Below are 14,797 nucleotides of genomic sequence, written 5' to 3' on the forward strand. Positions count from 1 at the left end.
GTGATGTTTTGAACAGGGTCCAAGCGCAGTGATTGAAGTCGAAACGCAAAGAGGCGGTCCGCTGATCGGCCGCCTGGTCGTCGTGGGCCTGGGCCTGATCGGTGGTTCCTTCGCCAAGGGCGTGCGCGAAAGCGGCCTGTGCCGCGAGGTGGTCGGCGTCGACCTGGATCCGCAGTCGCGCAAGCTGGCGGTAGAGCTGGGTGTGGTCGACCGCTGCGAGGACGACCTCGAGGCCGCCTGCGTCGGTGCCGACGTGATCCAGCTGGCGGTGCCGATCCTGGCCATGGAGAAGGTGCTGGCCCGTCTGGCCAGCATGGATCTCGGCCAGGCGGTGCTGACCGATGTCGGCAGCGCCAAGGGCAACGTGGTCCGCGCTGCCCGTGCGGTCATGCCGGAGCGCCTGGCGCGCTTCGTGCCCGGTCACCCGATCGCCGGCTCCGAACAGAGCGGGGTGGAGGCCTCCAATGCCGAGCTGTTCCGTCGGCACAAGGTGATCCTCACGCCGCTGGCCGAGACCGATGCCGAGGCGCTGGCCGTGGTCGACCGCCTGTGGCGTGCGCTGGACGCGGATGTCGAGCATATGCAGGTCGAGCGTCACGACGAAGTCCTGGCTGCGACCAGCCATCTTCCTCATCTCTTGGCGTTCGGTCTGGTCGATTCCTTGGCCAAGCGCAATGAAAACCTCGATATCTTCCGCTACGCTGCCGGCGGTTTCCGTGACTTCACGCGGATTGCAGGCAGCGACCCGGTCATGTGGCATGACATTTTTCTCGCCAATCGCGAGGCGGTCCTGCGCACACTGGACACTTTTCGCAGCGACCTCGACGCTTTGCGCGATGCGGTCGATGCAGGGGATGGGCACCAGTTGTTGGGCGTTTTCACACGCGCCCGGGTTGCCCGCGAGCATTTCAGTAAAATCCTGGCCCGCCGGGCCTATGTGGACGCTATGAACTCCAACGACCTGATTTTCCTGGCACAACCTGGTGGACGCCTGTCCGGACGCATTCGTGTTCCTGGCGACAAGTCGATTTCCCACCGTTCGATCATGCTCGGCTCCCTGGCCGAGGGCACCACTGAAGTCGAAGGCTTCCTCGAGGGCGAAGACGCCCTGGCGACCTTGCAGGCCTTCCGTGACATGGGTGTAGTGATCGAAGGTCCGCACCATGGTCGCGTGACGATTCACGGCGTCGGCCTCAATGGCCTGAAGCCGCCACCTGGCCCGATCTACCTGGGCAATTCCGGTACCTCGATGCGCCTGCTCTCCGGCCTGCTGGCTGCGCAGAGCTTCGACACCGTGCTGACCGGCGACGCCTCGTTGTCCAAGCGCCCGATGAATCGCGTCGCCAACCCGCTGCGGGAAATGGGTGCGGTCATCGAAACCGCCGAGCAGGGTCGCCCACCGATGACCATTCGTGGCGGGCACGCGCTCAAGGCGCTGACCTACACGCTGCCGATGGCCAGTGCCCAGGTCAAATCCTGCCTGCTGCTGGCCGGCCTGTACGCCGAAGGCAAGACCACCGTCACCGAGCCGGCCCCGACCCGCGACCACACCGAGCGCATGCTGCGTGGCTTCGGCTACGAAGTGAATGTCGACGGTCCGACCGCTTCGCTGGTCTCCGGCGGCAAGCTGACCGCGACCCATATCGAAGTGCCGGCGGATATCTCCTCGGCGGCGTTCTTCCTGGTGGCGGCGTCGATTGCCGAGGGTTCCGAGCTGGTGCTGGAGCACGTCGGCATCAACCCGACCCGTACCGGCGTGATCGACATCCTGCGCCTGATGGGCGGCGACATCACCCTGGAAAACCAGCGTGAAGTCGGCGGCGAGCCAGTGGCTGACCTGCGTGTTCGCGGCGCGAAGCTGAAAGGCATCGAGATCCCCGAGCACCTGGTGCCGCTGGCGATCGATGAATTCCCCGTGCTGTTCGTCGCTGCCGCCTGTGCCGAAGGGCGCACCGTGCTGCGCGGCGCCGAAGAGCTGCGGGTCAAGGAATCCGACCGTATCCAGGTCATGGCCGATGGCCTGCTGGCCCTGGGCGTGAAGTGCGAGCCGACTGCCGACGGTATCATCATCGATGGCGGCGTGATCGGTGGTGGCGAAGTCCATGGTCATGGGGACCACCGCATCTCCATGGCCTTCAGCGTCGCTTCGCTGCGCGCCACCGCGCCGATCCGCATCCATGACTGCGCCAACGTCGCCACTTCGTTCCCGAACTTCCTCGCCCTGTGCGCCGAAGTCGGCATCCGCGTTGCTGAAGAGGGCAAATCGTGAACCTGCAAGCGCCGGTCATCACCATCGACGGCCCGAGCGGCTCGGGCAAAGGCACGGTAGCTGGCCTGCTGGCCCGTCGCCTGGGCTGGAACCTGCTGGATTCCGGCGCCTTGTATCGCCTGCTGGCGTTCGCCGCGGGCAATCACGGCGTCGACCTGACCAACGAAGAACTGCTCAAGGCCCTGGCCGCCCATCTGGACGTGCAGTTCCTCGCCGCGGACGAAGGCCAGTTGCAGCGCATCATTCTCGAGGGCGACGATGTCAGCAATGACATCCGCAACGAGCAGGTCGGTGCCGGTGCCTCCCAGGTCGCCGCGCTGCCGGCGGTACGCGAGGCGCTGCTGCAGCGCCAGCGTGCGTTCCGCGAGGCGCCGGGCCTGATCGCCGATGGCCGGGACATGGGCACCGTGGTGTTTCCCGATGCGCCGCTGAAGATTTTCCTGACCGCCAGCGCGGAGGAGCGGGCACGTCGCCGTTACCTCCAGTTGAAGGCGAAAGGCGATGATGTTAGTCTGTCGAGTCTGCTGGATGAGATTCGTGCACGCGATGAGCGTGATACCCAGCGTTCGGTGGCCCCGCTCAAGCCGGCGGCCGACGCGATACAGCTGGATTCCACGGAGCTGTCCATCGAGCAGGTGCTGGAACGCATTCTGAGTGAAGTCGCCCTGCGCGACATCACCGGATGACCCGGGAAGGCTGCAGGATTACCAGTCAACGTCCTGCAGGCGACCCTTACTATGAACGAAACCCACATTGTCTGGAGTGTGGCTGATGGGCGGATTTATCGCCCGAATCTACAGGAATTAAAATGAGCGAAAGCTTTGCAGAACTCTTTGAAGAAAGCCTGAAAACCCTCAACCTTCAACCAGGTGCGATCATCACCGGTATCGTTGTCGATATCGACGGTGACTGGGTTACTGTCCACGCTGGTCTGAAATCCGAGGGCGTCATCCCGCTCGAGCAGTTCTACAACGAAGCTGGCGAGCTGACCATCAAGGTCGGTGACGAAGTTCACGTTGCGCTGGACGCGGTGGAAGACGGCTTTGGCGAAACCAAACTGTCCCGTGAAAAAGCCAAGCGCGCCGAGTGCTGGATTGTTCTGGAAGCAGCTTTCGCCGCCGAAGAAGTGGTCAAGGGCGTTATCAACGGTAAGGTTAAAGGCGGCTTCACTGTCGACGTTAACGGTATCCGTGCGTTCCTGCCGGGCTCCCTGGTTGATGTCCGCCCAGTGCGCGACACCACCCACCTCGAAGGCAAAGAGCTGGAATTCAAGGTCATCAAGCTGGACCAGAAGCGCAACAACGTTGTCGTTTCCCGTCGCAGCGTCCTGGAAGCCGAAAACAGCGCCGAGCGCGAAGCTCTGCTGGAATCGCTGCAGGAAGGCCAGCAGGTCAAGGGTATCGTCAAGAACCTCACCGACTACGGCGCATTTGTCGACCTGGGCGGCGTGGACGGCCTGCTGCACATCACCGACATGGCCTGGAAGCGTATCAAGCACCCATCGGAAATCGTCAACGTTGGCGACGAGATCGATGTCAAGGTTCTGAAGTACGATCGCGAGCGCAACCGCGTTTCGCTGGGTCTGAAGCAACTGGGCGAAGACCCATGGGTTGCTATCAAGGCTCGTTACCCAGAAAGCACCCGCGTCATGGCGCGCGTCACCAACCTGACCGACTACGGCTGCTTCGCTGAGCTGGAAGAAGGCGTTGAAGGCCTGGTGCACGTTTCCGAAATGGACTGGACCAACAAGAACATCCACCCGTCGAAAGTCGTTCAGGTTGGCGACGAAGTGGAAGTCATGGTTCTGGACATCGACGAAGAGCGTCGTCGTATCTCCCTGGGCATCAAACAGTGCAAGTCGAACCCATGGGAAGACTTCTCTGGCCAGTTCAACAAGGGCGACAAGATCTCCGGCACTATCAAGTCGATCACCGATTTCGGTATCTTCATTGGTCTGGACGGCGGCATCGACGGCCTGGTTCACCTGTCGGACATCTCCTGGAACGAAGTCGGCGAAGAAGCCGTACGTCGCTTCAAGAAGGGCGACGAGCTGGAAACCGTCATCCTGTCGGTTGACCCGGAGCGCGAGCGCATCTCCCTGGGCATCAAGCAGCTGGAAGACGATCCGTTCTCCAACTACGTATCCATCAACGACAAGGGTGCCATCGTCAAGGGTGTTGTCAAAGAAGTCGACGCCAAAGGCGCCGTCATCACCCTGGCCGACGATATCGAAGCCACTCTGAAAGCTTCCGAAATCAGCCGTGACCGCGTTGAAGATGCGCGTAACGTCCTGAAGGAAGGCGAAGAGATCGAAGCCAAGATCATCAGCGTTGACCGCAAGTCCCGCAATATCAGCCTCTCCATCAAGTCGAAAGACGTTGAGGAAGAGAAAGAAGTCATGCAGAGCATCGCCAAGGCTCCAGAAGCCACTGGCGCCACTCTGGGCGACCTGCTGCGTGCGGCACAGGCCAAACAGAACTAAGTTCTGCTTGATCAAAAAAAGGCGACTTCGGTCGCCTTTTTTTATGCCTGAAATTTCAGTCGGTTAAGCGTAGCCCCCCGTAGCTGCTGGCTTTGCGGGGCGGGTCGGCATTTTTCGACTCTCGGGATTTCGTGCAAGTCAAGAAGCGTACTGTTCAAATTCATCAAGCCGTGCTACAACCAATGGAGGCAATGACCTAGCTGCTTGATACAGAAGGGAAAAACATGACGAAGTCGGAGCTGATCGAACGCATTGTCACCCATCAGGGGTTGCTCTCGTCCAAGGACGTGGAGCTGGCAATCAAGACCATGCTTGAGCAGATGTCCCAATGCCTGGCCACGGGGGATCGTATCGAGATCCGCGGGTTTGGCAGTTTCTCGCTGCATTATCGTGCGCCTAGGGTGGGGCGTAACCCGAAGACCGGGCAGTCCGTGGAGCTTGATGGCAAGTTCGTGCCGCATTTCAAGCCGGGGAAGGAGTTGCGGGATCGGGTTAACGAGGAGGAGGTTCATGACTAATGGTGCGACGGAAGGAGTAGCCTGTGCGGAACTTTAGCCGTTTTTTCTTGGTCGTACTGACGTTGGTGGTTGGTCTTGTAGCCTTTATTTTCGCCATCGAAAACCAGCAGCCAGTCAGTCTGGCGATTGTTGGTTGGTCTTCCCCTGTGTTGCCTGTATCAGTGCTAGTGCTTTTAGCGTTTGTTTTGGGGGCGTTGAGTGGCGCTGTTTTTCTAGCGGGGTTGCGGCTTCGCAAGGGCAGGGTGCGGTCTGACTGATTTTCGTGATTGATAGCAGTCAGTTAATGCTTGTTGTAGAGGTTGGCTGTTTTCAGGGATTTGATCAGTATTTTGTTTCAGTAATCTATAACTAATAATAATTAAATGCCAACCGAGATGGGAATGAGTTGATAGATGCAAAATGACGTCAGCAAGGTTTTTTCAGAGCAGGAGGCCAATATTCTTGATGTTGTCTGGGTATTGTGGCGCTCAAAAATCATTATTTTGGTGTTTTCCTTCCTGGGGGTACTGGCGGCTGCAGGTTATATTTTCTCAGAGCGGACGCTCTACGAAGCGAAGGTATTTGTGCTTCCCCCCACGCAGAATGGCATTGCCGACTTGAACTATGGACGGACGCGCGAGAGTGAGTTGATACCTTTTAGCGTGAAAGATGTTTATGACGTTTTTCTGCGCAATTTGCAGGCAGAGTCCCTCAGGCGTGATTTTTTTACCCGCTACTACCTGCCGTCATTGAGTGATTCCGAAAGAAAAGCTCCGCTCGACAGCCTGTATTCTGAATTTTCACAAAGCCTGGTAGTGTCTGGGGATGCAAAAGCGTCTCCTGACGGATATTCGTTGACCCTCCGCGGCGAAGATCCTGCCGTCATTTCCGACTGGGTTCACCTTTACATCCAGAGTGCAGAAGATACCGCCAGGAAGGAAGTTATCAAGAACGCCTCACGTGAAGCGGAAGTGCGTGCTCGCAATTTGAATCAGCAAATTGTGGCATTACGTGAGCGGGGGCAAAGATCTCGCGAGGATCTCGTTATCCAGTTGCAAGAGGCTTTGAAGATCGCGCAAAGCATTGGTCTCGAGAATCCACCGATCCTGTCGGGTGGTCTGGGGGGAGAAGTGTCAGCGGATATGGGCGGGCAATTGACCTATATGCGCGGTTCTCGTGCCCTGCGAGCCGAAATCGAGAATCTGCAGCGCCGTCAGTCGGATGATCCATTCATTCCGGGCTTGCGCGCCCTGCAGGTCAAATACAGTCTGTTCAACAGCTTTGAGGTTGCGCCGGAGAATGTATCTGTCTACCGCCAGGATGGGCCTATCGAAATTCCCGATACACCAGTGCGGGTAAAGATCGGTTTGATTCTGGCAATCGGATTGTTGTTGGGCGGCGTATTGGGTGTGATAGTTGCGCTGGGTCGCTGGTTGTATGAGATGAGCCGGAAATAGGTAGTTGGTTAGATTTGTCAAGTCTTGAAATGCAAGGGATTGATGTCACACTGCCGCAGGAACTCGGATGCGACGGGATTCCAAGCATGGATTACAGTTCAAGGACGAATTCTGGCGGCCCTGATCTTCTTCGAAAAATTACTGCTTGGGAGCGTGCGTCCGAATAATCAATTTTTCGAAGGCGGGCATTAGATTGAGCGGCTATTTTGAGGTACCCGACAGATCCTCCGGGGACGAGCTGGACTTTTGGGCGCTATTCCAGTCGCTCTGGAGGCAGAAACTGATCGTTGGAGGGTTTGTGCTAGTGGCCGGGGCTTGCTCCGTTGGTTATGCCATGCTCAGCACACCCATCTTTCAGGCCCACAGCATCCTGAAGCCCGCACCGATCAACGAACTCGATGCCCTTAATCGATCGGAGGTCTACACCCTCCCACCCGCTGCTGCGTTGGCGAGGATTGCCTCTTCGCTAGGTTCGTATGAGATGCGTTTGAGCTTCTTCCGTGATAACCAGCAGCTCTTTTCCCCTTATATTATTCCGAACCAATCGATCGAGCAGAGCTTCGATGCGTTCAACAGAAGCGTCATTGCTTTGGATGCCCTTGATGTGGGCAAGGACGCTGCCGACTTTGCCCGAGCTGTCAATCTGACCCTTGATTATCCAAGAGGGGTGGATGGTGCCTTCATCCTCAACAAGTTTGTCGACTATGTTATTGATGTTGAGCGCAAGCATATCTCGGCTGATGTCAGTAAATTGATCAAGAATCGACTGGCTGAAATCCAGGGCAAGATCGATGCGGCCCGTGCAAACTACCAGATGGACAAAGAAGCCAGGATCGCCGCGCTGACCGAAGCTGATGATGTGAAGAGGGCCCGCCTCCAGGACGAATTGAGCGCGCTGAGGATGCAACTCAAGTTGCTGCGCGCTGATCGCGTCGCGGTTTTGAGTGAGGCCATCTCGGTTGCTCGTAGTCTGGGTATCAGGAAACCTGCTACGCAGTCCTCCTTGGCTGAGGAGGCGATGCCCGGTTCCGGTAGTGTCATCAAGACTGAGGTCAACAGCCAGCAGGCGCCTCTCTATTTCATGGGGACCGACGCGCTGGAGGCAGAACTGGCCACGCTTCGCGCGCGCAAATCCGATGACTTTGTGACAGCGCGTACCTCGGAAATCGCTAAGGAACTGCAAATGTTGCAGGTCAACCGAGAGGTTGAGGGGCTGAAGGCACGCCTCAATGAGGATCTGTTCCTCGACAACGTTCAGCCTCTGCACGCTGAAGCTGCCCGCCTTCAGAGCTTGAGCACCGATTTTAGTCAGGTTCAACTGGTTTCGATCGATCAGCGCGCGCTACCGTCGGAGAGCCCGGTCAAGCCGCGCCGTGCTTTGATCGTACTCGCAGGTCTTATTACTGGCTTGGGGCTGGGGCTTTTGGTCGCATTTGCTCGCTTTCAGGTCCAGTACATGCGGATCCGCTCTCTGAGGTCTGCTCCTCCTCGTGTGCTGGAGGCTCAGGACCCGCTCTTGCGTCCGGCGGAAACGGTAAGGATCGAGTGAGTGTGCGTTTGCCGTCGTGGGCTGTGTTTTTACAATGCGCTCGGTGGGTTAGATACGTATAATCCCTGCGGCCATAAATCGACAGGCCTATAGGTAACGGCCTGGTTTTCTGGCCGGCTCAAACATGCTGAGGCGTGGCCGTATGACATCAATGTCTATACGGCTCGCCGTATTTCAGACGCATTGCGGTACGACTTCCATCAAGGCTGGACTTATATGTCGGGCGCGTCCGCCATCCAATGGACGCCGCTAGCATTGGGACGGATTAGCCCCCAAGGCGTAGAGAGGCAGAATGCGTGGAATGTAAATGATTATCAAAAAGAGGTTGCCAGGATGGAAGCTGGGGCGGAAAAATGAATCTGATTAATCTTGTTGAAGTTCAGATTCTCGGCGATGAGCGTGGTCACCTGAACGTTCTTGAGGCGAACAGGAACATTCCGTTCGATATCCGACGTGTCTACTACCTCACTGGCACCCAGCCAGGCGTCGCGCGCGGTTTCCATGCCCACAAGGAACTGGAGCAAATGGCAGTCTGCGTCGCCGGGAGCTGCCGCATGATCATGGATGATGGCCGTCGTTCGGAGGAGGTCATACTGGACTCTCCGGCCAAAGTGCTGCATGTCGGCAAGATGGTCTGGCACGAGATGCACGATTTTACCGAGGACTGCGTTCTGCTGGTCCTGGCCAACGACTACTACGATGAGAGCGATTACATTCGCAGTTACGAGCAGTTCCTGCAGGCCGTTGGCAGTGCCTGAGGAACTGGCGTCGTCCCCTCTACATGCGCTCATCAAGTACCCGGTGCGGGCACTTGTCGACGCGCTCCCTGGCGATTGATCCTTGCCCAGGAAAACCGGAAAAGTTATCAGGATGGTATCCCATGGTTGAATTCCTCGATTTGAAATCAATTAACAAACTCGATCGCGAGGCAATGATTGAAGCCTGCACTCGTGTAATTGATTCAGGCTGGTACATCTCCGGCAAGGAGCTCGCAAGCTTTGAGCGCGAATTCGCCGAGTTTTGCGGTACGCAGTTCTGCATTGGCGTCGCCAACGGGCTCGACGCACTGATCCTTACTCTGCAAGCATGGAAGCAGCTTGGCTTGCTGGTCGAAGGTGATGAGGTGATCGTTCCAGCCAATACCTATATTGCCAGCATTCTGGCAATCAGCCAGAACCAACTGGTGCCGGTTTTGGTCGAGCCGAACGAGGGAAGCTTCAACCTGTGTCCAATAGCTGCCGAGGCGGCCATCACCGACAAGACCCGGGTTATCCTCGCGGTGCATCTCTATGGTCAATTGGCAGACATGCCTGCATTGAGCAGCCTGGCGAAGCGCAAAAATCTGCTGTTGCTGGAGGACTCGGCACAATCCCACGGCGCCGCCATCGGCGGTCGTCGCGCGGGCAACTGGGGTGATGCCTCAGGCTTCAGTTTCTATCCGGGGAAGAACCTGGGAGCCTTGGGTGATGGCGGGGCGATCACCACCAATGATGCCAAGCTGGCGGAAACATTGCGGGCACTGCGTAATTACGGCTCCCATGAGAAGTACAAGAATCTTTTCAAGGGTGTCAACAGTCGGCTCGACGAACTTCAGGCTGCCGTGTTGAGTGTCAAGCTGAAGTCATTGGACGAACAAACCCAGCGTCGCCGGGAAATCGCACAGCAGTATCTGCAAGGCATCGATAATCCGCTGATCAAGCTACCTGTGGTCGATGCCGGCAGTGTGCTTGATTACCATCAGCACGCTTGGCACTTGTTCGTGATTCGCAGCGAACATCGTGAGGCGCTACAGAAGCATCTGTCGGACAACGGTGTACAGACGCTGATCCATTATCCGATTCCGCCACATAAACAACAGGCGTATGCGGAGTGGAACACGCTGTCTTTCCCGTTGACCGAGCGTCTGCATGAAGAAGTGCTCAGCTTGCCCATGGGGCCAACGCTGTCCGGCGAGGAGGCCGAGCAGGTCGTGGCTGCCTGCAACAGCTTCAGCGTGGCCAGTGTTAAATGACATTTCTGAAGACTAGTTTGTTAAACGGCATAGCCGTTCTTTTCAAACTGCTCACCTTGCTGGGTATCAACAAGATCCTGGCGGTCTACGTGGGGCCGGCCGGTTACGCGGCATTGGGTCAGTTTCAGAATGCCGTGCAGATGATCACCACCTTTGGTTCCGGGGCGATCAATACTGGCGTGACGAAGTACACGGCTGAATACGATGGTGATGAAGAAAAGCAGCACCGGGTCTGGTCTACGGCGGGCACCATCGTATTTTTCAGCTCTGTCGTCGTCGGGCTTTTGATCGCGCTGTTCAACCGGAGTCTGGCAGCTTGGTTCCTCAAGGATGAGGCTTACGGCGGCGTGTTTCTCTGGTTCGCTGCGTCGCTGCTGCTGTTTACCCTGAACGCCATGCTTCTGGCGATTCTGAACGGCAAGAAGGACATTCCCCGTTACGTGCTGGCGAACATTTCAGGCAGTGTTTTCGCCTTGCTCGTGACTGCGGTCATGACCGTGATGTTCGGGCTTTATGGCGCATTGGTAGCGTTGGCCATCTATCAGTCTCTCGCGTTTTTTGTGACCCTGCTCCTCTGCATCAAAGCGCCCTGGTTCCGTATCGCTTCTCTATTTGGCCGGATCGACAAGACGACTGCGCTGAATCTGGGCAAGTTCACCTTGATGGCGCTGGTCTCGGCGATTGTAGTGCCGCTCTCGCAGATTCTCGTGCGTAACCACCTTGGAGAGCATCATGGTTGGGTGGCGGCAGGATACTGGGAGGCCAGTTGGCGTCTGAGTACCGCTTACCTGATGGTGCTGACTACGACGTTGAGTGTGTATTTCCTGCCGCGATTTTCAGAGATCAAGTCTGCTCGCGAACTGACGTCGGAAGTACTGCTGGGCTACAAGTTTATTGTTCCTGCAACGATCGTGATAGGCGTCGTCCTGTATGCGCTGAGAGACTGGGTGGTGGTCATCCTGTTCAGTTCTGAATTCTATGAGATGCGAGATCTTTTTTTCTGGCAGATCATAGGTGACACGCTAAAGGTCTTGAGCTGGGTACTTGCCTACGTCATGACCGCGCGAGCACTCTGGAAGCCTTATATTATCGGTGAACTGTTGTTTGGTGCGTCGTTCTATGGCTGGGTCGTGGTGTTTGATCAATACGGTGCGGTGGGGGCGACCATGGCCCATGCCATGAACTACCTGTTGTACTTTATTTTTGTTTTCGTAGTGCTGAAGAGACACAAGGTGTTTTCTTTGAAGGCGGATGACGATAATCGATTCGCTGGTGGAAAGTCTTAGTCCAGTAATGACGTGACAGGCGGTGTCCTTTCATCCATTGCTTCAGGGAGTATTAAAGCGTGAAGATATTGCTCATTGGTGAGTACAGCGGACTGCACAAGGAGCTGAAGAACGCACTGGTAAGGCTGGGCCACGACGTGACGCTGGCAGCGGCGAGTGACTTTTGGAAAAAATTCGAGTCTGACATCAATCTTGGTTACGGCTCCAATATCTACAGCTACAAGGCTCGACAGTTATTGCTGCCGCTGGTAAAGCTGCCAGCCTTCAAGGGCTACGATGTCGTTCATATTATAAATTTCTATATTGTTCCCCGCTTTCCTGCGTTGAATTTGTTTTTTGTTCGTTATCTGAAACAACACAATAAAATAGTAACTTTGTCCGGTTCCGGGGATGATCCGTTCTTTGTCAGGTATTCGGAAGAGGCTATGCGATATAGCCCTATCCCGTGGCATGAAAAGTACGATCGTGGTGGTCCGTATTACATGCGTGGAAAGAATCACCTTTCGGCAATGCACGCCTACATGAAATGTATCGATGGCGTGATACCTATCATGTATGAATATTACTCTACATTTTGTGCCGCCGGTTATGCAGATAAGGTTTCGCAACCTATCCCGATTCCGATTGATGCCAGCAAGATCAAATTCGTTGAGAATGACGCCAGTCGAAGCAAGCTGTGTTTCTTCCATGGGTTGAATCGCCGGGGCTTCAAAGGGACATTTCTGGTGGAGAAGAGCTTCGATGAGCTCAAACGAAAGTACCCGAATGATGTGGAATGCTTGATCGAGGGGCACCTACCATTCGATAAGTATATGGAAGTCCTCGCGAAAACCCACGTTTCAGTTGACCAGGTTTTCTCTCATAGCTTGGCGATGAACGCCTTGTATTCCATGGCCCAAGGCAAGGTTGTAGCGGGAGGTGCGGAGCCTGAGTCGGCCATCCTGTATGGGGGGACTTTGCCGCCTATTTATAACTTGCCAGCTGAACAGCTGGGGCTAACGGCCGTGCTCGAGCGTATTCTTGACGAGCGTCACACCATTCCTGAGCGATCAGTGGCGTCGCGCGAATTTGTGGTGAAGTACCACTCACCTCTCACTGTCGCGCAGCAGTATGTAAACTACTGGGGGACGTTGGTTTGATCTACGTTCTGCTCTTTGCGATTATGGTCTTCGTTAAGATCATTGTGTTTACGATATTTATAGTGAGTCCGCAAAAATTATTCTCGGGTGGGAATGATGGCGATTACTATGATGCGTATGCGCGAGGAGCAGATTTGGTTACTTCCAGTATCTGGCCGGACGTGCTTCGTTCGCTGAATAGCATCGGGCTATATTCTAGGGAAGGAGTCAGTTTTTTCATGATGTTGCTCGGTGTTATCGCCATCCCTCTGCTGGTGGGGCGACTTGCACTGGTTCGTGGTGCTGCCGCCGATCGTAAGGTCTGTTTGTTGTTGGTGCTTGGTGTCAGTTGTTATCCTACTCTTTTTTATTACACCATGGATATCTATAGGGATGTCCTGATGTTATTCGTGTTTCTAGTTGGCCTGGCGCTGGTCCGCAGCTCGTTGGAGTCCCCGCATCAGATCAATCGGTGGTTGTCTGCCCTCGCGATTCTGATACTCAGCTACGTGATGTTCCTCTTACGCGGGTACCTTGGATTTGCATTTGCAGTTTCATTTATAACATTCAGGTTCGTGCGCTTCAGTAAGTTGCCTTTGCTCGTTTATGTCCTGCCGATACTGGTTGCGCTGAACGTACTGTTCGCGCTTGGATATCTTCAGCCCCTGATGAAGTATCGCGAGTTGTTCAATGCGCTTCAAGGTGGAAGTGATTTAGGGATTCGCTTCGAATCAATATACACATTCATTCCTGAATTTATTCATAGTTTTTCTGGTCAGATGCTTGGGCTGTTTTATCCGAATTTGACGGCGATATTGATTTTTTTAGTCGAAAGCCTTCCTTTCTTTGTTGCGCTGGTTTATTTGGTCAGAAATCGTCGGTTCTCTAACCGCTTTGTCGACTTCATTTTCGTATTCTTTATTGTTTATTCGATCATCTGGCTGTTGGGTAATGACAATCTGGGGACGGCGGCGCGCTTGCGAATGTACAACTATTTGGGGGTCTTGATTGCCTTCGCTATTGTCTATCAGAGAAAAAAATACGCGGAGTGTGTCTGGGCTCAGGACAGGGTGCTATCAGGCTGATGGCGCTCATGGCTGTTTTGGATTGTGTCGCCAGGGCGAAAAATATCCAGTGAAAATGGACTGATGTAATGAACGTATCTATGACAGGCGGTAGCGGTTTTATTGGCAAGCTGCTCTGCAAGGCTTTGGTCTCTAGGGGTGATGTCGTCACATTGCTCTCGCGAAAGGGGCGGGTTGAGCAAGACGTCGCGGTCGTGGTAGGGGACTTGACTGAAGATTCAGCAAGTCTCGATAGTTTCGTCGCGAACTGCGATGTGCTCTATCACTGTGCCGGCGAGATCGCTAATACAGCCCTTATGCATCGCTTGCACGTCAAGGGCACCACTAGCTTGCTCGCTGCTGTGCAGCGACGCATCAAGCGTACAGGCATCCCCGTTCATTGGGTGCAATTGAGCAGCACAGGCGCTTATGGCCGTCAGGCAGATCTTGCACAGATTGATGAGTCCTTTGATCCCGCGCCGGTTGGGGAATATGAGGTGACCAAGACAATTGCCGATGAGTTGGTGGTTGCCTTGGCCGCTATCGAACCGCTTTTTACCTTCACTATCGTTCGTCCCACTGTGGTAATCGGACAGAGTATGCCCAATCAGTCCTTCTTCCAGTTGGCGAGGATGGTCGGGAAAGGTTGGTTCTTCTATATTGGCAAGGCTGCGTCCAATGTTTCGACCTATGTGCACGTCAACGATGTAGTCAGCGCCCTGATAGCCTGTGGTAATGATTCACGGGCAGCAGGTCATACGTTCATCATCGCTAATGATTGTGCCCAGAAGGACGTGATCGATGCCTTTGCGCAGTTTACGGGTCGAAAAAAACCCTCGCTGCAGATTCCGGAGTCCGTGCTGCGATTCCTCATGCGTATTATTCCGTCCTCGGTACGGTTGCCGCTGACTCCCCAGCGTGTTGATGCGTTAGTGAAGAAGGGTGGGTACGCAAACCGGCATATTCGCGAAGTGCTTGGCTTCCGTTTTGAGTATCCGATTCCCGAGAGTGTCCCAGATGTGCTGAGGGGTAACGTTCTCCCAGGCTCAAGCGATTAGTGGTGA

Annotated in this window: 13 protein-coding genes; all 13 read left to right on the top strand. The window is 55.4% G+C overall.

Translation table 11 applies throughout. The features are described 5' to 3' along the window. Positions 1-61: 61 nt before the first annotated feature. The 13 genes from PSEMO_RS15115 to PSEMO_RS15175 all read left to right on the top strand — a co-directional run bounded on the left by PSEMO_RS15115 (position 62) and on the right by PSEMO_RS15175 (position 14,791). Positions 62-2,269: a bifunctional prephenate dehydrogenase/3-phosphoshikimate 1-carboxyvinyltransferase gene (locus PSEMO_RS15115; protein WP_075803987.1), complete on the top strand. Its 2,208-nt coding sequence runs from the start codon at positions 62-64 to the stop codon at positions 2,267-2,269. Then, positions 2,266-2,955, top strand: coding sequence for a (d)CMP kinase (cmk, locus tag PSEMO_RS15120; protein WP_178392002.1), 690 nt, complete (start codon positions 2,266-2,268; stop codon positions 2,953-2,955). Before PSEMO_RS15115 ends, cmk begins: the two co-directional genes overlap by 4 nt. A 122-nt stretch (positions 2,956-3,077) precedes the next feature. Then, entirely contained in the window at positions 3,078-4,751 is a 1,674-nt protein-coding gene (gene rpsA / locus PSEMO_RS15125; RefSeq protein ID WP_075803798.1) for a 30S ribosomal protein S1, read from the top strand. A gap of 224 nt (positions 4,752-4,975) precedes the next feature. Beyond that, the gene (ihfB, locus tag PSEMO_RS15130; protein WP_075803799.1) at positions 4,976-5,269 is read left to right on the top strand and encodes an integration host factor subunit beta; all 294 of its coding nucleotides are present in this window, start codon (positions 4,976-4,978) and stop codon (positions 5,267-5,269) included. Between the two features lie 65 nt (positions 5,270-5,334). Continuing rightward, entirely contained in the window at positions 5,335-5,526 is a 192-nt protein-coding gene (locus PSEMO_RS15135; RefSeq protein WP_256721146.1) for a lipopolysaccharide assembly protein LapA domain-containing protein, read from the top strand. Between the two features lie 135 nt (positions 5,527-5,661). After that, on the top strand, positions 5,662-6,705 hold the full coding sequence (locus PSEMO_RS15140) for a Wzz/FepE/Etk N-terminal domain-containing protein (protein WP_075803801.1): 1,044 nt from the start codon (positions 5,662-5,664) through the stop codon (positions 6,703-6,705). A gap of 193 nt (positions 6,706-6,898) precedes the next feature. Beyond that, entirely contained in the window at positions 6,899-8,254 is a 1,356-nt protein-coding gene (locus tag PSEMO_RS15145; RefSeq protein WP_075803802.1) for a Wzz/FepE/Etk N-terminal domain-containing protein, read from the top strand. Between the two features lie 353 nt (positions 8,255-8,607). Beyond that, positions 8,608-9,012: a sugar 3,4-ketoisomerase gene (locus PSEMO_RS15150; protein ID WP_075803803.1), complete on the top strand. Its 405-nt coding sequence runs from the start codon at positions 8,608-8,610 to the stop codon at positions 9,010-9,012. Positions 9,013-9,134: 122 nt separating this feature from the next. Further along, on the top strand, positions 9,135-10,265 hold the full coding sequence (locus PSEMO_RS15155; RefSeq protein ID WP_075803804.1) for a DegT/DnrJ/EryC1/StrS family aminotransferase: 1,131 nt from the start codon (positions 9,135-9,137) through the stop codon (positions 10,263-10,265). After that, positions 10,262-11,551, top strand: coding sequence for an O-antigen translocase (locus PSEMO_RS15160; protein ID WP_075803805.1), 1,290 nt, complete (start codon positions 10,262-10,264; stop codon positions 11,549-11,551). The genes PSEMO_RS15155 and PSEMO_RS15160 overlap by 4 nt, the downstream gene beginning before the upstream one ends. 59 nt (positions 11,552-11,610) lie before the next feature. Further along, entirely contained in the window at positions 11,611-12,690 is a 1,080-nt protein-coding gene (locus PSEMO_RS15165; protein WP_075803806.1) for a hypothetical protein, read from the top strand. Then, positions 12,687-13,754 carry a hypothetical protein gene (locus PSEMO_RS15170; protein ID WP_075803807.1) on the top strand — a complete coding sequence of 356 codons (1,068 nt, stop codon included), beginning with the start codon at positions 12,687-12,689 and terminating at the stop codon, positions 13,752-13,754. The genes PSEMO_RS15165 and PSEMO_RS15170 overlap by 4 nt, the downstream gene beginning before the upstream one ends. 68 nt (positions 13,755-13,822) lie before the next feature. Next, positions 13,823-14,791 (top strand): NAD-dependent epimerase/dehydratase family protein, encoded by a 969-nt coding sequence (locus PSEMO_RS15175; protein WP_075803808.1) that lies wholly within the window; start codon positions 13,823-13,825, stop codon positions 14,789-14,791. The last annotated feature ends 6 nt before the right edge of the window (positions 14,792-14,797 follow it).

The sequence above is a fragment of the Pseudomonas putida genome, from assembly GCF_001941965.1.
Lineage (GTDB): Bacteria > Pseudomonadota > Gammaproteobacteria > Pseudomonadales > Pseudomonadaceae > Aquipseudomonas > Aquipseudomonas putida_L.